The sequence below is a fragment of the Lentzea sp. NPDC051213 genome (assembly GCF_044455585.1).
Classification (GTDB): Bacteria; Actinomycetota; Actinomycetes; order Mycobacteriales; family Pseudonocardiaceae; genus Lentzea.
In genome coordinates, this window is sequence record NZ_JBITEX010000012.1 from 31635 (window position 1) to 49601 (window position 17967).

General features: G+C 68.7%; 21 protein-coding genes. 9 read left to right on the plus strand and 12 right to left on the minus strand.

What is annotated here, in order from left to right; genetic code table 11:
- Positions 1-7: 7 nt before the first annotated feature.
- Positions 8-433, plus strand: a complete 426-nt coding sequence (locus tag ACIA8G_RS40030) for a MarR family winged helix-turn-helix transcriptional regulator (RefSeq protein ID WP_396424012.1) — start codon at positions 8-10, stop codon at positions 431-433.
- 58 nt (positions 434-491) lie between these two features.
- Entirely contained in the window at positions 492-1751 is a 1260-nt protein-coding gene (locus ACIA8G_RS40035) for an MFS transporter (protein WP_396424013.1), read from the plus strand.
- Positions 1752-1760: 9 nt separating this feature from the next.
- Here ACIA8G_RS40035 and ACIA8G_RS40040 read toward each other — a convergent pair whose 3' ends face one another.
- The 3 genes from ACIA8G_RS40040 to ACIA8G_RS40050 are packed head-to-tail and all read right to left on the minus strand — an operon-like array spanning position 1761 to position 5562.
- Positions 1761-2057 carry a hypothetical protein gene (locus ACIA8G_RS40040; protein ID WP_396424014.1) on the minus strand — a complete coding sequence of 99 codons (297 nt, stop codon included), beginning with the start codon at positions 2055-2057 and terminating at the stop codon, positions 1761-1763.
- On the minus strand, positions 2054-4828 hold the full coding sequence (locus ACIA8G_RS40045) for a sacsin N-terminal ATP-binding-like domain-containing protein (RefSeq protein ID WP_396424015.1): 2775 nt from the start codon (positions 4826-4828) through the stop codon (positions 2054-2056). Before ACIA8G_RS40045 ends, ACIA8G_RS40040 begins: the two co-directional genes overlap by 4 nt.
- Positions 4825-5562: a DUF3027 domain-containing protein gene (locus tag ACIA8G_RS40050; RefSeq protein ID WP_396424016.1), complete on the minus strand. Its 738-nt coding sequence runs from the start codon at positions 5560-5562 to the stop codon at positions 4825-4827. The genes ACIA8G_RS40045 and ACIA8G_RS40050 overlap by 4 nt, the downstream gene beginning before the upstream one ends.
- A gap of 58 nt (positions 5563-5620) precedes the next feature.
- Between ACIA8G_RS40050 and ACIA8G_RS40055 the strand changes: the two genes are divergently transcribed.
- Genes ACIA8G_RS40055 through ACIA8G_RS40065 form a run of 3 tightly spaced genes read left to right on the plus strand, consistent with a single transcriptional unit; the run spans position 5621 to position 8349 of the window.
- Positions 5621-6376 (plus strand): glutaminyl-peptide cyclotransferase, encoded by a 756-nt coding sequence (locus tag ACIA8G_RS40055; RefSeq protein ID WP_396424017.1) that lies wholly within the window; start codon positions 5621-5623, stop codon positions 6374-6376.
- 4 nt (positions 6377-6380) lie between these two features.
- On the plus strand, positions 6381-7883 hold the full coding sequence (locus ACIA8G_RS40060) for an MFS transporter (RefSeq protein ID WP_396424018.1): 1503 nt from the start codon (positions 6381-6383) through the stop codon (positions 7881-7883).
- 10 nt (positions 7884-7893) lie between these two features.
- A complete protein-coding gene (locus ACIA8G_RS40065; RefSeq protein ID WP_396424019.1) occupies positions 7894-8349 on the plus strand; it encodes a DUF2771 family protein in 456 nt (151 codons plus the stop codon).
- Here the strand turns inward: ACIA8G_RS40065 and ACIA8G_RS40070 are convergent.
- Both ACIA8G_RS40070 and ACIA8G_RS40075 read right to left on the minus strand, forming a co-directional pair.
- Positions 8346-8942: an HD family hydrolase gene (locus ACIA8G_RS40070; protein WP_396424020.1), complete on the minus strand. Its 597-nt coding sequence runs from the start codon at positions 8940-8942 to the stop codon at positions 8346-8348. The two genes, ACIA8G_RS40065 and ACIA8G_RS40070, sit on opposite strands and share 4 nt — an antisense overlap.
- Positions 8943-8955: 13 nt before the next feature.
- Complete coding sequence (locus ACIA8G_RS40075; protein WP_396424021.1) at positions 8956-9345, minus strand: cold-shock protein; 390 nt, start codon at positions 9343-9345, stop codon at positions 8956-8958.
- Positions 9346-9469: 124 nt separating this feature from the next.
- Between ACIA8G_RS40075 and ACIA8G_RS40080 the strand changes: the two genes are divergently transcribed.
- Positions 9470-9673 carry a hypothetical protein gene (locus tag ACIA8G_RS40080; protein ID WP_396424022.1) on the plus strand — a complete coding sequence of 68 codons (204 nt, stop codon included), beginning with the start codon at positions 9470-9472 and terminating at the stop codon, positions 9671-9673.
- Here ACIA8G_RS40080 and ACIA8G_RS40085 read toward each other — a convergent pair.
- Positions 9645-10262 (minus strand): HAD family hydrolase, encoded by a 618-nt coding sequence (locus tag ACIA8G_RS40085; protein WP_396424023.1) that lies wholly within the window; start codon positions 10260-10262, stop codon positions 9645-9647. The genes ACIA8G_RS40080 and ACIA8G_RS40085 overlap by 29 nt on opposite strands.
- Before the next feature lie 52 nt (positions 10263-10314).
- Between ACIA8G_RS40085 and ACIA8G_RS40090 the strand changes: the two genes are divergently transcribed.
- A complete protein-coding gene (locus ACIA8G_RS40090; RefSeq protein ID WP_396424024.1) occupies positions 10315-10857 on the plus strand; it encodes a TetR/AcrR family transcriptional regulator in 543 nt (180 codons plus the stop codon).
- 66 nt (positions 10858-10923) lie between these two features.
- A complete protein-coding gene (locus tag ACIA8G_RS40095; protein ID WP_396424025.1) occupies positions 10924-12129 on the plus strand; it encodes an Nramp family divalent metal transporter in 1206 nt (401 codons plus the stop codon).
- On the opposite strand, the gene ACIA8G_RS40100 is transcribed toward ACIA8G_RS40095, so the two are convergent.
- On the minus strand, positions 12108-13067 hold the full coding sequence (locus ACIA8G_RS40100) for a Gfo/Idh/MocA family protein (protein WP_396424026.1): 960 nt from the start codon (positions 13065-13067) through the stop codon (positions 12108-12110). The genes ACIA8G_RS40095 and ACIA8G_RS40100 overlap by 22 nt on opposite strands.
- Before the next feature lie 187 nt (positions 13068-13254).
- Between ACIA8G_RS40100 and ACIA8G_RS40105 the strand changes: the two genes are divergently transcribed.
- The gene (locus ACIA8G_RS40105) at positions 13255-13629 is read left to right on the plus strand and encodes a YccF domain-containing protein (protein ID WP_396424027.1); all 375 of its coding nucleotides are present in this window, start codon (positions 13255-13257) and stop codon (positions 13627-13629) included.
- Positions 13630-13683: 54 nt separating this feature from the next.
- Here the strand turns inward: ACIA8G_RS40105 and ACIA8G_RS40110 are convergent, their stop codons facing one another.
- The 5 genes from ACIA8G_RS40110 to ACIA8G_RS40130 all read right to left on the minus strand — a co-directional run bounded on the left by ACIA8G_RS40110 (position 13684) and on the right by ACIA8G_RS40130 (position 17879).
- A complete protein-coding gene (locus ACIA8G_RS40110; RefSeq protein WP_396424028.1) occupies positions 13684-14076 on the minus strand; it encodes a VOC family protein in 393 nt (130 codons plus the stop codon).
- Between the two features lie 114 nt (positions 14077-14190).
- Positions 14191-15783 (minus strand): AMP-binding protein, encoded by a 1593-nt coding sequence (locus ACIA8G_RS40115; protein ID WP_396424029.1) that lies wholly within the window; start codon positions 15781-15783, stop codon positions 14191-14193.
- A gap of 14 nt (positions 15784-15797) precedes the next feature.
- Complete coding sequence (locus ACIA8G_RS40120; protein WP_396424231.1) at positions 15798-16583, minus strand: metallophosphoesterase; 786 nt, start codon at positions 16581-16583, stop codon at positions 15798-15800.
- Positions 16584-16636: 53 nt separating this feature from the next.
- Positions 16637-17428 carry an HAD-IIA family hydrolase gene (locus ACIA8G_RS40125; RefSeq protein ID WP_396424030.1) on the minus strand — a complete coding sequence of 264 codons (792 nt, stop codon included), beginning with the start codon at positions 17426-17428 and terminating at the stop codon, positions 16637-16639.
- A gap of 4 nt (positions 17429-17432) precedes the next feature.
- Positions 17433-17879 (minus strand): MarR family winged helix-turn-helix transcriptional regulator, encoded by a 447-nt coding sequence (locus ACIA8G_RS40130; protein WP_396424031.1) that lies wholly within the window; start codon positions 17877-17879, stop codon positions 17433-17435.
- Between the last annotated feature and the right edge of the window lie 88 nt (positions 17880-17967).

Genomic DNA, 17967 nt, shown 5'->3' on the forward strand with positions numbered 1-17967 from the left:
TAACTACGTGGCGATCGAACAGCACGGACTGGCGAGCAGGCTGAGACTTGCCGTCGTCCGCCTCAATCGTCGTCTGCGGGCCCAGCGCACCAACTCGTCGGTGTCGCTGACGCAGGTGTCCGCCCTGTCCACACTGCACAAGTGCGGACCGCTCACGCCAGGTGAACTGGCGGCCAAGGAAGGCGTGCAGCCGCCGTCGATGACGCGCGTGATCGCCGCCCTGGAGGAGTACGGCCTCGCCACGCGCAGCCCGCACCCCACCGACGGCCGTCAAGCCATCGTCGAGCTCACGAGCGAAGGCTTGACCTACCTCGAAGACGAGATCACCGCGCGCGAGGCGTGGCTGGACAAGCGGCTGGCCGAACTGGAACCCGACGACCGGGAGCTCCTGTCGAGGGCCGCGGAGATCATCGACAGGATGGCGGGGCAGTAAGGACGTGGCCGGGTACGCGGGTGGTGGAGCAGACACTTCACTACCTCGTCGTACCGGAATGTTCGGTTCGCTTCGCATACACAACTATCGGCTCTACGCCTCCGGCCAGATCATCTCGCTGGTCGGCGTGTGGATGCAGCGCATCGCCCAGGACTGGCTGGTTCTAGAGCTCTCCAACGGCTCTCCCGTCGCTTTGGGCTTCGCCGCGGCGCTGCAGTTCTTACCCGTCCTGGTGCTTTCCATGTGGGGCGGCGTGCTCGCCGACCGCATGGACAAGCGCAAGCTGTTGCTGTGGCTGGAGTCCGCGCTCGGCATCTGTGCACTGGCGCTGGGCCTGCTGGACGTCCTGGGCATCGTGCAGCTGTGGCACGTGTACCTGCTTTGCCTGCTGCTGGGCGCTTTCTCCGCCGTCGAGACGCCGGTGCGGCAGTCGTTCGTCGTCGAGATGGTCGGCCGCGAGTCGCTCACCAACGCCGTCGCGCTGAACTCGATGATGTTCAACCTGGCCCGGATCATCGGCCCGGCCATCGCGGGCGTCGCGATCGTGGCGATCGGCACGGGCTGGGTGTTCCTGGCCAACGCCATCAGCTTCGTCGGCGTGGTGCTCGGCGTCTGGCTGATGCGCACGCGCGAGCTCATGCCATCCGAACCCGTGCCACGCGAGAAGGGCCAGCTGCTGTCGGGCCTTCGCTACGTGCGAGGGCGACCGGACCTGCTGACCGTGATGCTGCTGGTCTTCTTCATCGCGACGTTCGGCATGAACTTCTACATGACGCTCGCGATCATGGCCCGCAACGTCTTCGGTGGCGACGCCGACGCGTACGGCCTGCTGTCGACGTTGATCGCGGTCGGCACGCTGGCGGGCGCGACGTGGGCGGCCCGGCGCAAGACACCCCGGATGTCGGTGTTCATCGGCTCCGGCGTGGTGTTCGGGTTGCTGGAGATCGTGTCCGGGTTCATGCCGACGATGCTGCTGACCGGGCTGATGATGATCCCGGTCGGCATCGCGATGATGACCTTCAACACCACCGCCAACGCGACCATCCAGCTCGCGGTCGAGCCGGAGATGCGCGGGCGGGTCATGGGGATCTACATGCTGGTGTTCCTCGGCGGCAACCCCGTCGGCGGACCGTTGATGGGGTGGATCGGGGAGATCAACGGGCGGGCGCCCATCATCATCGGCGGACTGGTGTCGGTGCTGGTGACGGTGACCGCGTGGATCATCCTGGTGCGGCGCGGCGACATCGGGAAGCCGCGCCTGCGCAGGCAGAAGGTCGTGGAAGTCAGCCCGGCGGAATTGCAGCCGGCGGATCGGTGATCAGAGCGGCTAGCCGGCCTCCGGATCCCAGCCGTGCTTTCCCATCTCCGCGTGGATCTCGTCCACCCGCGCCCGCCGGCGCTTGACGGTCTCCTCCGCGGCGCACACGTGGACGCCGTACGCGATGTGCCGGTCCACCCCGGTCAGGACCTCGACGACCAGCGCGAAGTTCCGGTTGCTGCAGCCCTCGTACAACGCCGCGAGCACCACGTCGAGATCCTCGTCGGGGATGCCACCGGGATAGGTCGCCCGCACCTGGGCGACGACCTCCAGCAGCCACGGCTGGTCCAGCGGCTCCTCGATCATCCCAGCAGGGTCGCGGCCGTCGGATCGGTGATCAGGGCGGCGAACGTGTGCCGGTCCTCCCACCGCTCCGTGACCCAGGCAAGAGCCCGCGACAGCCCTTCAGGTGTGTCCGCGGCGTGCGGAACACCGTCCGCCATCCACCACTCCACCCGCTGACCGTCGACGAGAAGTTCCTCGTGCACGACGACAACGCCGTCGGGCAGCGCGACCTCCAGCAGCTCGCACGCCATCCGCACCGCGCCCAGGTCGTGCCACTGCACGACCTCGCCGACGTGGTCGGGTGAGCCGTCGAACTCCTCGGAGGCGAGCGCCAGGTCCAGCAGGTCCGCGAGGTCCTCGGAACCGTCCGCGAGCAGCACGCGGGACGCCGGCACGAGACCGAGCAGCCACGGGTGGTCCAGCACGACGACGTCTTCCGCCGGAACCACCTGGCCGCTCAGCACCCTGACTCGGGCGGGCGGCGCGAAGTCGCTGTCCGGCAGGGCGGCGTGCGCACGCAGCACCACGGCGTCCGCGATGGCGCGGTCCTGGTCGCCCAGGCGGTCCAGGACGAACTCGGCATCGTCGTCGTCCCAGATCTCCAGCCGCGACCTGACCCCGGCGGCCCGCAGCACGTGCTCGGGCAGTTCCAGGTCCGGCACCGCGTCGAAGAGGCCGTCCAGCAGCGTGGCCTCGGGCAGGCGGTACTCGCGCGGTGCCTTGCCGGACAACGAGGCGTGCCGGGCGATCCACCAGCCCGTGTAGCCGTCGGGTTCGGTCACCGCGCGCCACGTCACCGGGTCCGACGCCAGCAACCGCAGCGCCGCGGGCCAGTCGGCCACCAGGTCGAGGTCGCGCACGGCCACCACACGGGCGGGTTCCTCCGGCATCGAGGACCACCACGCGCCCTCGTCCGGCAGGTCGTGGTCCGCGCCCGACGGCTCGTCGTCGACCACCACGGAGAACGTGTCGACCACGCCCACCGCGACCAGCGCGGCCCGCGGGTACGTCTCGGCGATCTCCTTGGACAGCAACGGGAACGCGTCCGCCTCGACCACGCCGACCAGCGGCGAGTCCGGCAGCAGCAGTTCGTCGGCGCGGTGCCACTCACCGGACGCGTCCGGCAACGCCAGCGCGCCCAGCCAGGGCTCTTCACCCGCACGCACGGCCGCGCGGTCCACCAGGCGCAGCACGGTCTCGACCAGGTCTTCGCCCTCCAGGCCGGCCTCGGCGTCCTCGACCGAGCGGGCGACGTTCTCCCGCAGCGAAGGATCGGCCAGCAGCTCGGCGGCACCGGCTTCGACCGCACCCAGCCGGACCAGCAGCGGGTGCACGGCGTCCGGGTGCACGACCCGCAGGCCGGGCAACGGTTCGTCGGCGATCAGGGTCGTGCGCGGGCCAGTGACCGTGCGGCCGTCGGCCAGCGGGACGGGCAGTGACTGCAACGCCTCGCGGACGTCCGGGTCGACCTCGGCCAGCGGCGCGAAGGCGGCGTAGACCTCGCGCCACCACCCGGGATCACCGTCGACACCGGCCAGCGCGGCGACCACCTCGGCGGTCGAGACGCGCGGAACCTCCAGTGCGGCAAGGGCTTTCGCGTGCACCGGCGCGGAGAGCTCGGCGTCCAGCAGGCCGGGCAACGCGTCCTCGACCAGGTCGACGAGTTCCTCGGAACCCACGTCCAGCACCCGAGCCCGCGCGGGCGCGATCCACTCGCCGCTCGCCAGCGGCAGCCATTCCGCGACCCGCAACGACTTCACCACGGCCGTGCGCAGCCGATCGTCCACTTCGGACAGCGGGAAGCCGGGCAACGGCACCAGCGCGGTCCGCTCGATCGCGGGCACCCGCGCCACCAGCGCCGGGTACAGGGCGGCGGCCTCGTCCAGCACCGACCACGCGGCCGCACCTGGCAGGATCCGGCGGCGCGACGGTTCGACCGGGAGGGTCGCGATCAGCCGGGCCGGGAGCGACAGGCGTTCGTCGGTCGGGGTCGGCGCGTGCAGCACGTCCTCGCCGAGCTCCTCGTCCAGCGGGAACGCCCACGAGATCGTCCACTGAGGACGGTGCTCGACGCCCTGCACCAGCTCGCTGGGCAGCTCACCGGTCGCGCGTTCCACCAGCCAGCGCACCGAGCCGACGGTGACCACACCGTCGTCGCTGACGGAGCGTTCCCACGACTGGGTGCCGATCTCGATGCGCCGCAAACCCGGCAGCGCGAGCAGCAGATCAGGGACTTCCGCGGCGAGATCGTCCAGCGAGAGGTCGACCTTCAGCGGCAACCGGACCTCGGTGGTGAAGCCCTCCGGTGCGTCCTCGACGCAGGGCCACACCAGGCGCAGCACCGGCACGTCGCCACCGCGGCCGGAGGCCAGCTCCGGCACCTCGGCCCGCGTGCGGGCAGCGGAGAACTCCACGCCACCGGACGTCGAGATCACCCGCGGTGCGTCGCTGACGGCCAGCACGGCCGCGAAGCCGACACCGAACTGCCCGACCCCGGACTCCTTGGACGAAGCGCGCAACGAGGCCAGCGCGGCCACGCCGGCAGCGGTCAACGGCGCACCGGTGTTCGCGGCACGAAGCTCGCCGTCCACCAGAGTGATCCGCAACACACCGGGCTCGGCACCGGACGCGTCGGCCGCGTTCTGGGCCAGCTCGACCAGCAACCTGTCCCGGTAGCCACCGAGACGAAGATCTTCTTCAGCGTTCGCGTCTTCGCGGAAACGGGTGGGCGAACCGCGCCACGCGGCGAGGACCGAGGTGCGCAGGGCCTCGGTCCCGAACGGATCTGTCACTCCGAGACGTCCAGAACGTCCAGCTGCGCGTCGTCGTAGACCAGGTCGGCGACCGGGACCATCGGGCTCATGTCGACCTCGACCTGCGAGTGCGCTCCGCAGCCGTACTCGACGTGCACGACGTGGCCGTCCGCGGGCGCGATCTCGTTCGCGCACACGCCGAACGCGGCACCGAACGCTCCTGCCACGCGGGTGTAGAAGCCGCACGTGCCGCAGTGCGCGGGGGCGCTGCGGGCCATGTCGGACTTCGGCCCGAAGTCGGAGACTGCCCAGCGGTCGGCGGCGTCGAGGCGGCCCTCGCGGGACAGCACGCGGGTCCGGCCGAGGCCGATCTCCAGCGCCACCTCCTCGATCGCGGGGTCGTCGGACTGCACGTAGGCCTCGATGAGCCGCGGGTCGTCCTCACGCGGTGGCATCAGGTCGCCGACGCCGAGGTCGCCGGCACGGACCCGCTCGCTCCACGGCACCCACTCGGGCGCGACGAGCGCGTCCTGGCCGGGCAGCAGCACGACCTCGCTGACCGAGACCGGGGAACCCTCGCCCGCGTAGGCGACGGTCACCGCCCAGGTCCAGCCGCGGTAGCCCGCGTGCTCGGCGTCGAACAGGTGCGTGACGGAGTACTCGTCTTCGCCGTGCACGCCGACATGAGCGCCGACGCTGTCCACACCCGCCTCTTCCTGCGCGGCGGCGCGGGCGAGATCTACGGCGTCGAGGAGCATCTCAGTCGCGGTCACGAGATGAATTGTGCCGCAGGTCTTCGCCGGGACGAAAACTCGTGCCACCCTCCGTGGGGTGCGCTCACCCGTCTGGCTTGTCCTAGCGGTGGCTTTGGCCGCCTGCACGGCACCGAACGAATCAAAACCGCAGGTAGAAGTCCTGCAGAAGATCCCGCACGACACGTCGGCGTTCACCCAGGGGTTGGAACTGGTCGACGGCGTCCTCTACGAGGGCACGGGACTCGAGGGTCAGTCGACGATGCGCGCGCTCGATCCGTCGAGCGGCGACGTGCAGAAAAAAGTCGATCTTCCTCAGGACTTCTTCGGCGAGGGCATCACGGTCCTCGGCGAGACCATCTGGCAGATCACGTGGCGCAACGGCGTCGCCATCGAACGCGACCGCAAGACGCTCGACGAGATCCGCCGCGTGAGCTATCAGGGCGAGGGCTGGGGCATCTGCGACGACGGGCAGAAGCTCGTCATGAGCGATGGCACCGCGAAGCTGACCTTCCGCGACCCGAAGACGTTCGGCGAGACCGGCAGCGTGCAGGTCACCCGCGACGGCAAGCCGCTCGAGCAGCTCAACGAACTGGAGTGCGTCGGCGGCAAGGTGTGGGCGAACGTGTGGAAGTCGGACGAGATCGTCCGGATCGACCCCGCCAACGGTCAGGTGACCAACGCCTACGACCTGTCGTCGCTGAAGCCCTCCGGCGGGAACGCGGACGTCCTCAACGGCATCGCGCACATCCCCGGCACCAACGAGTTCCTGGTCACAGGCAAGAACTGGCCGACCATCTTCCGAGTGAGGTTCAACGGGATGGGGCAGGATTGAGGGTGTGACGGGCGACCGCGGGTGGAGTGACGAACCGACTCCGAAGCGCTACCCGTGGCAGGACGACGAGTACCGGCCGCGGCAGCGTCCCGAACCCGCGTCCGAACACGGTTTCCAGGCCCCGCCGCGCCGTCCCCACAACACCCGCCCGCTGCCGAACTCCGATCAGCAGACCACCCCGACGCCCAAGCCGCCGAAGAAGCTCACGGTCACCCGCGTCGCGTGGTTCCGCAGCAAGCAGCTCTCGCAGCAAGCCGTCGCGGCGTTCCGGCGCGCGGCCCACGCGGACGGTGCCAAGAAGTCCGGCATGTCCTCGGTCACCTACGCGGTGATGATGAACTACGCCGCCGACGCGGCGATGGCCGTGGCGCTGGCGAACACCCTGTTCTTCTCGGCGGCGTCGGCGGAGTCCAAGACCAAGGTCGCGCTGTACCTGCTGATCACCGTCGCGCCGTTCGCGTTGATCGCGCCGGTGATCGGCCCGCTGCTGGACAGGATCCAGCGCGGCCGCCGGCTGGCGCTGGCCGCGTCGTGCGTGCTGCGGATCGTGCTGTCGATCGTGATGGCGCTGAACTTCGACAACTGGCTGCTGTACCCGGCCGCACTCGGCAGCATGGTCCTCAGCAAGTCGTTCACGGTGCTCAAGTCCGCGATCACCCCGCGTGTGCTGCCGCCGGACATCACGCTGTCCAAGACGAACGCCAGGATGACCATCTTCGGTCTCGCGGCGGGCGCGGTGTTCGGTGCGTTCGCCGCCGGGTTCGCGAACCTGTTCGGCTCACCGGGCGCGCTGTGGTTCACCGCGGTGCTGTGCCTGGTGAACGCGGTCGTGTGCATGCGCATCCCGTCCTGGGTCGAGGTGACCGAGGGCGAGGTCCCGGCAACGCTGACCCAGCGCCCCGCCAAGCGGCGCATGTCCCGGCACATCGTGGTCGCGTTGTGGGGCAACGGTTCCATCCGCATGCTGACCGGGTTCCTGACCCTGTTCGCGGCCTTCGTGGTCCGCGCGCAGACCGAGGGTGACGCGGTCCAGCAGCTGCTGCTGCTCGGCGTGATCGCGGCCGCGGCCGGTGTCGGCAGCTTCCTCGGCAACGCGATCGGCGCGCGCCAGCACTTCGGCAAGCCGGACGAGGTGATCCTCGGCTGCGTCGGCACGGCGCTGGCCGCCACGATCGTCGCCGCCGCGCTGCCCGGTCTCGCCACCGCGGCGATCGTCGGCCTGCTCGGTGCCACGGCGTCGGCTCTGGCCAAGATCAGCCTGGACGCGGTGATCCAGGACGACCTGCCGGAGGAGTCGCGGGCGTCGGCGTTCGGCCGCTCCGAGACGATCCTGCAGCTCGCGTGGGTCTTCGGTGGTGCGCTGGGCGTGCTGCTGCCCGCGACGTTCTGGGTGGGCTTCCTGGTGCTGGCCGTGCTGCTCGCGCTCGGCCTCACGCAGACGTGGATGTACCGCAACGGCACGTCGTTGCACAGGCTCGTCCGCAGGCCGGCTCCGGTCACCCCGTAGGCTGCCTGACGTGCGTCGACTTGCTTCCGTAATGGCCGCCAGCGTTCTCGTTCTGACGGGATGTGCGCTTCCGCGCTACTACCCCGAGGTCACGTTCTACGCGAACGGCAAGACCATCCGGGTCGAGCCCGCGGTCTACTGCGACCTCGAAGGCGCGAACTGCGTCGAGCGGAACGTGCCGAGCACGCTGAAGGTGCCGGCGGGCAAGGTCGTGCAGATCTCGGTGGACGGGCAGATCGCGGACGGGCTTTGGGAGGCCGTGTTCCTCTACCGCAACGCGGAGGGCAAAGAGGTCACCACGGGCACTGGCCTGCTGGGCAAGGGCGAGAACTACACCTACACCCTCGCCCTGCCGAACCGGACCGACCAGTTGGTGGGGATCGAGGTGCACGAGGCGGCCGCCGCGGTCCTCGAGACCGGTCAGCCGCTGCTGCGCGGTTTCTGGGCGGTCGAGGTCACGGGCTAGCGTTTTCCGAACGCTTCCCACCACTCGCTCGGCACGATCCGGAGCGCGGAGTCCATCAACGCCTTGCCGGTGTCGGTGACCACGGACGCCTGCATGGTCTGGATGAAGCGCTCCATCTTCGTGATGCCGGCGGCCTGGTACTCCCGCGCCTGCAACAGCAGTTCGAGCTTGTCCGCGTCACGCGAGCAGCGCGCCTCCGGCGTGTAGTCCTCGCCCTTGGCCGACTCGTGCTCGGCGACCAGCGCCTCGATGTGCGCGGCCAGCGGTGCCGGCAGGTGCTGGACCTGATCGGCGGCGACCTTCTCGGGCGGCATCTTCACGTCGACGTACAGCTTGCCGACGTACGGGATGTCGCCGATCCGCGTCTCGGGCACGTCGTGGAAGAGGCCGAGCGTCGCCGCCCGGTCCGGGTCCGCGCCCTCCTGGACGGCGATCGCGTACGCCAGAACGCCCACCCGGAACGAGTGGGCGGCCACCGACTCGGGGTTCTGCACCCCGGTGAACAGCCACCCCGCCCTGGGCAGGCGCTTGAGCTGGCCGACTTCGTAGAGGAACTCGACGATCCTGTCAGCGTCGGACTTCTGGTCAGACATGACGCTGATCCTTTTACGGATCGAGGTCCCGCGCCACCGCCCGGACGACCTCGGCGACGAGCTTCATCGTCTTCTTGTCGGACGGGTAGCGGCCGCGGCGCAGGTCGGGCTGCACCTTGTTCTCCAGCAGCTTGATCATGTCCTCGATCAGGCCGTGCAGCTCTTCCGCAGGACGGCGGCGCGCCTCGGCGACGGACGGAGCCGGATCGACCAGGCGCACGGACAGCGCCTGCGGGCCACGCCGGCCCTCCGCCATGCCGAACTCGATCCGCTGGCCGGCTTTCAGGCCTTCGACACCGGGGGGCAACGCGGATTTGCGGACGTAGACGTCCTCGCCACCGTCCTGCGTGACGAATCCGAAGCCCTTCTCCGTGTCGTACCACTTGACCTTGCCGGTCGGCACCGCGCTCACCATTCCCTTACTTCTGCACAACGAACGCGCCCCAGGCGTACCCAGGACGCGTCTCACCAGACTAGCCAGAAGACCTTGAGTAAGGCACCTCCGTTAGCGCGACTACCCTGCTCGTATGACCGCTCCGAAGCTGCTACCGCTCGCCATCGGCCTGTTCGCCGCGGGCGTGCTGGCGATCATCGCGGTCTTCGTGCTCTTCGCCACCGGCCACGGGGATCTGCCCGTGTGGCTGAACGTCGCCGCGACCTACCTGCCCGCCATCGGGCTGGGGCTCGGGATCTTCGCGGTGATCAGGAAAGCACGCCAGAAGAAGTCCTGAGCCACTCCGGGAACTCGCGCAGGTCCTCCAGCACGACCGCGGCGCCCGCCTCTGCCAGCTCCGCACGGGAACAGGGCCCGGTCACGACGCCGACGCCCAGCGCACCGGCCGCCGCCGCTCCGCGCATGTCACCGACGTGGTCGCCCACGTAGACGGACGCGCCGTGCAGCTTGAGCGACTCGGCCTTGCCGGCGGCCCACAGCTCGCCGTAGAGGTGGTCGACCTCCCAGCCCATGGCGTCCAGGTGCAGCGCGGCGTTCTTGCGGTACTTGCCGGTCACGACCATGGTCTGCCCGCCCAGCTCACGCACGCAGGCCAGTGCCTGCGCGGCGCCCGGCAGCGCGACCGTCGAGGGGATCACGACGTCCGGGTACAGCGCGCGGAAGAGCGAGACCGCGTCCGGGATCTCCTCGTCGGGCATGCCCATCTCGCGGTAGATCATGTCGAGGGGCGGGCCGAGGTTGGCCGCGAAGTGCTCGCCGTCCAGCCGGTGGCCGGTGCGGGCACCCACCTCGTTCATCACGGCGGCCATGCCCGGTCTCGGGTCGATGAGCGTCATGTCCAGGTCAAAGCCCACGGTGAAAGGCACAGAACCCAACTCTACGTCTTTACAAAACCCATAACTGTGTAAAAGTGAGCGCGTGAGCGACATCACTGAGCTCTTACTGGACGCGGCCGCGGACCTGCTGGCGGCGCACGGGTTCCACGGGTTGCGCATGATCGAGGTCGCCAGCCGCGCCGGGGTGAGCAGGCAGACGGTCTACAACGAGTTCGGCAACAAGGAGCGACTCGTCCAGGCCGTCGCGGCGCACCGGACGGAGGAGTACCTCGCCGGCATCGCGACGAGACTCAAGCAGGACCCCGATCCGTGGCGGGCGATGCGGGCGGCGTTCCGCTTCACCTTCGAGCAGACCGAGAAGGACCGGCTGGTGTCCGCCGTGCTGACCGGGCAGGACGCCGAAGACCTGCTGCCGTTCCTCACCATTCGCGGCCACCCCGTGCTGTTCCAGGCGACCGAGGTCGTCGAACGGCACCTCAGCGAACACTTCCCCGGCAGGCACGTGCGGCTCGCCGCCGAAACGACCGTGCGGCTCGCACTGAGCCACCTGCTGATGCCCAGCGGCGATCTCGACAGCGCGATGGACGCCGTCGTCGGGGTCGCCAGAGCCACGCTCGAAGCCTGAGGTGCCCTAGGACACATTCGACTAGTACCGCCTTGTTGCAATAGCCTGGCAACAAGGGGGTGTCCGGTGGTCGCTGTTTCCACGCGTCTGCGCGCGGGCGCGGCGTTGCTCGGTCCCGCGTTCGTCGCCGCGATCGCGTACGTCGATCCCGGCAACGTGGCCACCAACACCGCGGCGGGCGCTCGCTACGGCTATCTGCTGGTCTGGGTGCTCGTCGTCGCGAACGTCATGGCAGGGCTCGTGCAGTACCTGTCCGCGAAGCTCGGCCTGGTCACCGGGCAGTCGCTGCCGGAGGCGGTGCGCGATCACCTGCCCCGTCCGGTGCGGCTCGCGTACTGGGGCCAGGCAGAGGTCGTCGCGATGGCGACGGATCTGGCCGAGGTGCTCGGCGGCGCCATCGCGTTGAACCTGCTGTTCGATCTTCCGTTGCTGCTCGGTGGCGTGATCACCGGCGTGGTGTCGACGGTTCTGTTGCTGGTGCAGGACAAGCGCGGGCAGAAGCCGTTCGAGCGCGTGATCACGACCATGCTGATCGTCATCGCGGTCGGGTTCATGGCCGGGCTCTTCGTGTCGCCGCCGTCGGTTCCTTCGGCTGTTGGCGGTCTGGTGCCGCGGTTCGACGGTGCGGACAGCGTGTTGCTCGCGGCAGGCATGCTGGGTGCGACCGTGATGCCGCATGCGGTCTACCTGCACTCCGCGCTGGCCCGCGACCGGCACGGCAAGAACCCGTCGATGCTCGGCGCCACCAAGGTCGACGTCGTGGTCGCGATGGTGCTGGCCGGTGCGGTGAACATGGCGATGCTGCTGCTCGCGGCTTCTGCTTTGCAGGGTCGCGAAGGCGTGGACACGCTCGAAGGAGCGCACGCGGCGGTCGGCACCACGCTGGGTGGCGGGATCGCGCTGCTGTTCGCTCTTGGTTTGCTGGCTTCGGGTTTCGCGTCCACCGCGGTCGGGTGCTACGCCGGTGCGGTGGTGATGGACGGGCTGCTGCGGGTGCGGATTCCGTTGCTGGCACGGCGATTGATCACCCTCGTGCCCGCACTGGCGATCCTGGCGTTCGGGGTCGATCCGACGTTCGCCCTGGTGCTGTCGCAGGTCGTGCTGTCGTTCGGCATCCCGTTCGCACTGGTGCCGCTGGTGTGGCTGACCGCGCGCCGATCCGTGATGGGTACTTACACGAACCGGCGCTCGGTCACCGTGGCCGCTTCCGTCGTGGCGTTCGCGATCGTCGTGCTGAACGTCGTGTTGATCTACTTGACGGTGTCCGCGTAGTTCACGCCGATTTGGCGCAGAGCTTCTTCGAGCGTGCGCATGACCTCCAGCGTGTCTTCCCACGAGACGTCGGGGTGCTCGACGAAACCCATGGCGATGTAGTCCTCTACCGCCTGGATCTGGTGGGTGTAGCCACCGTCTTCGACCGCGTGCTCGATGCCGTTGATCACGACAGCGGTCGGGTTGAACATCGGGTCGACGATCTCGATGCGGCCCAGGGTGCCGACGATCTCCGCACGGGCACCGGTGCTCGCGACGAGCGAGCAGCTGAGGAGGGCGTGCGCACCGTTGCCGTAGGCCAGGAAGATGCCCGCGTCAGCGTCCACTTCGGTCGGTGCGATGCTGCCGTGGGCGTGGACGTGCGTTGGTACACCTAGAAGTTGGTGCGTGAGGGCGACCGGGTAGACGCCGAGGTCGAGGGTCGCGCCGCCGCCTGCCCCCTTGGCCCACAGGCGGTCGCCGTCATCGAAAGCGTGGCGGAAACCGAAGTCCGCGCGGATCATCCGGATCTCGCCGATCTCACCGTTGTCGACGGCCTCCTGGACCTTGCGGATCAACGGGTTGAAGCGCGTCCACATCGCTTCCATGAGGAACTGGAACTTCTTGGATCTCGCCTTTTCAATCATCTCCTCGGCCTGCGCGACCGTGAGTGCGAAGGCCTTCTCGCACAGCACGTGCTTGCCGGCGTCGAGGGCGGCGAGCGTGACCTCGTGGTGCTGACCGTGCGGCGTCGCGACGTAGACGACATCGACCTCGGGATCGGCGAGGAGGTCGCGGTAGTCGCCGTACGCGCGCTCGATGCCGAAGCGTTCGGCAAACGCTTGCGCCTTGCTCTTGTCGCGCGAGGACACCGCGAGAACGGTGACGCCGTCGACTTTCAGCATGTCGGCGGTCACGGCCTGCGCGATTCCGCCTGTAGCGATCACACCCCACTTCATGAGGTGAGCGTAGTGCCGTGACCGCCGACCTCCGCCGCGTCTTCCGGCGCTCAGCAGGGCGCCTCGCGGCACCGGCCCCGCGCCCCCGTACAACCAGTACGAGGACGCGGGGCCGGCACCACGATGCACCCGTCTGAACACCGAAATACGGGGCGAAGGCAGGCGGTCACGGCACTAGATTGGAGGCATGCGCCTCATCCTGAACGTGATCTGGCTCGTGCTCGCCGGGTTCTGGATGGCCGTCGGCTACGCGGTCGCCGGCCTCATCTGCTGCGTCCTGATCATCACGATCCCGTGGGGCATCGCGTCGTTCCGCATCGCGAACTACGCCCTGTGGCCGTTCGGCCGGGAGGTCGTGGACAAGCCGGGCGCGGGCACCGGATCGTTGCTGGGCAACATCATCTGGATCATCGTGGCCGGCTTCTGGCTCGCCATCGGCCACATCCTCACCGGCATCGCGCTGTGCGTCACGATCATCGGCATCCCGCTCGGCCTCGCCAACTTCAAGCTGGTCAAGGTCTCGCTGGTGCCGCTGGGCAAGGAGATCGTCGAGGTGCCGTGAGGGTCTCCCGCGGTCATCGGGGGCGTCCGCGGGAGACCTCAGTGGCACGAGCTGTCAGGCTTCGTCGCCGGTCAGCTCGTGCAGGCACAGGATGTTGCCCTCGGTGTCGGTGAACCACGCCGCGCGCTCGGTGCCCATGACCGCGATGTGGTTGACCGTCTTGAGGTCGGGCAGGTCGTAGTCCTCGAAGTGGACACCCTTGTCCTCGAGCTCACGGATCTCCGACTCCAGGTCGGGCACCTCCCAGCTGAGAACCGTGTGCGCCGTCTGCGCACCCTTCTCCGCTGGCATCAGTCCCAGCGCATCGCCCTGGCCGAGCGCGAAGATCCGCGTGCCGTCCGGGGCGGTGGTCACGGGCTTGAGTCCGAGCTTGTCCGCGTAGAAGTGCCCGGCCCGCTCCGGGTCTTCCACGGGCAGCATCGTCGTGGTCCTGGTGGCGGTCAGCATGCGCGCCTCCTTGCGACGGAATCCTCCGATGTTGCGCGCGTCACACCGTCCACGCAAGAGCCTTTGCACCCTTCGTGACCTGTAGTTATGCGGACACGATGCGTGTTGTTCGCCCTAGGCGTGCGTGGTGCTGTCGTCCAGCCCGAGCAGTTCCACGGACTTGGCCCGCATCTCCACCTTGCGAACCTTGCCCGTCACGGTCATCGGGAACTCCTCCACCACGTGCACGTAGCGCGGCACCTTGTAGTGGGCGAGCTTCCCGGCGCAGAACGCCTTCACCGCCTCGGCGGTCAGCGGTTCGGCGCCTTCGCGCAGGCGCACCCACGCCATGAGCTCCTCGCCGTACTTGGCGTCCGGCACGCCGACCACCTGGGCGTCCAGCACGTCGGGGTGCGTGTAGAGGAACTCCTCGATCTCGCGCGGGTAGATGTTCTCGCCGCCGCGGATGACCATGTCCTTGATGCGGCCGGTGATGTTCACGTAGTCGTCATCGTCCATCACGGCCAGATCGCCCGTGTGCATCCAGCCGGACCCGTCCACCGCCTCGGCCGTCTTCTCCGGCTCGTCCCAGTAGCCGAGCATGACCGAGTAGCCGCGCGTGCACAGCTCCCCAGGTTCCCCGCGCGCGACCGTGTGGCCCGTGTCCGGGTCGACGATCTTGACCTCGAGGTGGGGGCCGACCCGCCCGACCGTGCCGACGCGGCGGTCCAGTGAGTCGTCGACGCGCGTTTGCGTTGACACCGGGGAGGTTTCGGTCATGCCGTAGCAGATCGACACCTCGCGCATGCCCATGCGTTCCACGACCTGCTTCATCACCTCGACCGGGCACGGCGAGCCCGCCATGATGCCGGTGCGCAGGCTGCTCAGGTCGTAGTCGTCGATCAGGTCGAGCATCGCGATGAACATCGTCGGCACGCCGTAGAGCGAGGTGCAGCGCTCTTCCTGCACTGCCGCAAGGGTTTTCGCCGGGTCGAACGCCGGGGCCGGGATCACGACGCAGGCACCGTGGCTGGTCGCGGCGAGGTTGCCCATGACCATGCCGAAGCAGTGGTAGAACGGCGGCACCACGCAGATCCGGTCGTTCTCGGTGTAGCTCAGCAACTCCCCGACGAAGTAGCCGTTGTTGAGGATGTTGTGGTGCGAAAGCGTTGCGCCCTTGGGAAAACCGGTCGTGCCGGAGGTGTACTGGATGTTGATCGGGTCGTCGCGGTCGAGCTCCACGTCCGGCAGCTCACCGGGAGTCCACTGTGGATCGTCGACGTAGACGACCTGCCGCAACGCGGGGCAGCGCGGCCGGACCTCGTCGATCATCCCGGCGTAGTCAGAGGTCTTGAACGCCCTGGCGGCCACCAGCGTGTGGATGCCGGCCTGGTTCAGCACGTACTCCAGCTCGTGCACCCGGTACGCCGGGTTGACGTTGACCAGGATCGCGCCGAGCCGGGCCGTCGCGTACTGCACGAACACCCACTCCGCGCAGTTCGGCGCCCAGATCCCGACCCGGTCGCCCTTGCCCACGCCCAGCGCCGCCAGCCCGGCGGCCGCTTTGTCGACTTCGCGCGCCAGCTCCGCGTACGTCCACCGGCGATCTGTGGCCTTGTCGACAAGTGCCTCACGATCACCGAAGCGCGCGACGGTGGCGGCGAAGTTCGCGTGGATCGTGTCGCCCAGCAGCGGCGCGGCGGAGGTGCCCGAGGAGTAGCTGGTCATTCACCCGACCGTAGTCAGGCTTCGACGTATGGCAAGGGCACGACGAGGCACGGCCCGCCGCTGTAGAGCCCCGCGTCGATCGCCAGGACCTTGTCGTCGGCGTACACCAGGGGCCCGTCGATCTGGTCCGGCGGCACCCCGAGCTGGTCGGCGATCACGCTGTGGCCGTGCACGATCGTGCTGCCGCCGAGGGTCGCGAGCAGCTCATCCGCGATTTCCGGGCCCTGCGGCCCGCGGAACGCGTACCGGGTCGTCATCTTGCGCCAGCACTCCCACCAGTCGACCAGGTCGTCGCCCTTGAGCACCTGGCGGACGGCCTCGTTGACCTCTTCGATCGAGGCCCCCCATTCGAGGTAGGCCACGGTGTCGGAGTGCATCAGCAGGTGGTCGTCGCGCAGCTTCAGCACGGGCCGCGTCGTCAGCCATTCGACGTGCGCGTCCGTCAGCCGGTCCTGGTCGCTGCGCAGCCCGCCGTTGAGCAGCCAGCTCCGCGCGAACGACCGCGGGCCCGCGCTGTCGGGCACCTGCTCGTCGCCGAACCGGTACATGCCGAGCAGCAGCACCTCGTGGTTGCCGATCAACGAGTTGACCGACCCGCCCTCCAGCGCCGCCTCCTCGGCCAGGCGCATGACCAGGTCGATCACGCCGACCCCGTCCGGCCCGCGGTCCACGAAGTCGCCGAGGAACCACAGCTCGGCGTTCCCGCCCGCCCAGTGCCCGTCCTCGTCGCACAGTTCGGCGACGTGCAGGGCTCTGATCAGCTCAGCGAGGTGCCCGTGCACGTCACCCACGACGTGCATCGGGCGTCGATCCGTGTCCACGTCCGCGACACTAAGCGATGAACCCTCGCGCGTCAGTGTCCAGTCCAGTCGCCGAACGGGTCCTCTGAGTGACCGACGAGCTCGGCGATCGACTTCAGCACGCGCGTCGGCCGGTACGGGTACATCTCGGCGTGCTCGGCGGTGAAGATCCCGGACAGCACGAGGATCGTCGACAGGCCCGCTTCCAGGCCCGATCGCACGTCGGTGTCCATCCGGTCGCCGATCATGAGCGCGTTCTCCGAGTGCGAGCCGAGGGCGCGCAGGGCGGACCGCATCATCAACGGGTTGGGCTTGCCCACGTAATAGGGCTCACGGCCGGTGGCGCGCTCGATCAACGCCGCCACGGCGCCGGTCGCGGGCAGCGAGCCTTCGCGCGACGGGCCGGTCGCGTCCGGGTTGGTCGCGATGAACTTCGCGCCTTCCTCGACCAGGCGGATGGCCTTGGTGATCGCGGTGAAGCTGTAGGTGCGGGTCTCGCCGAGCACCACGTAGTCCGGGTCGCGGTCGGTCAGCACGTAGCCGATCTCGTGCAACGCGGTCGTGAGGCCGGCCTCGCCGATGACGAACGCCGAGCCGTTGGGACGCTGCGAGTCGAGGAACTTGGCGGTGGCCAGCGCGGAGGTCCAGATCGACTTCTCCGGGATGTCCAGGCCGGTGCGCTGCAGACGCGCGCGCAGGTCGCGTGGCGTGTAGATGGAGTTGTTCGTGAGCACGAGGAACGGGGTCTCGGAAGCGCGCAGCTCCGCGACGAACTCGTCCGCTCCGGGGATCAGGTGCTCCTCGTGCACGAGGACGCCGTCCATGTCCATCAAGTAGTGCCACATGGGTCTAAGTATCGATCACGCGCGCCCGGAACGTCGCGATCTGGAGCTGGAGATAACGCTCGATAACCTGCTGTTCACCGGTGTCGAACTGGTCGAGCACCTCGATCATGCTGTCCCTGGCCTGCTCGAAGAGGTGCGCGAACCTGCCCAGATCGCCGGGTGTGACCTCGACCAGGACCTTGCGGCGATCGTGCGGGTCTCTCACCCGCCGGACGAACCCGGAGCGTTCGAGGCGGTCGATGACGCCCGTGACGGCACCGGTGGAGAGACCGGATAGTTCGGCGATGCGACCGGCCGTGAGCGGCCCTTCCGCCCTCATCGCGAGGTCGAGGCACTTCTCGTCGGTCGCGGACAGGCCCATCTGCTCGGCGACCTTCGTGTGGAACATGACGGTGAGCGCGCTCTGCTCCCGCATGTACCAGGTGAACCTCTCCAGGACCTCAGGTTCCATGTTGAACATCTTAGCCAGTAAGACAATTCCTTGTGAGGGTGCTCCAAACGGGCGGAAGGTGAGAAACCCTATTTGTAGCGTCATCCAC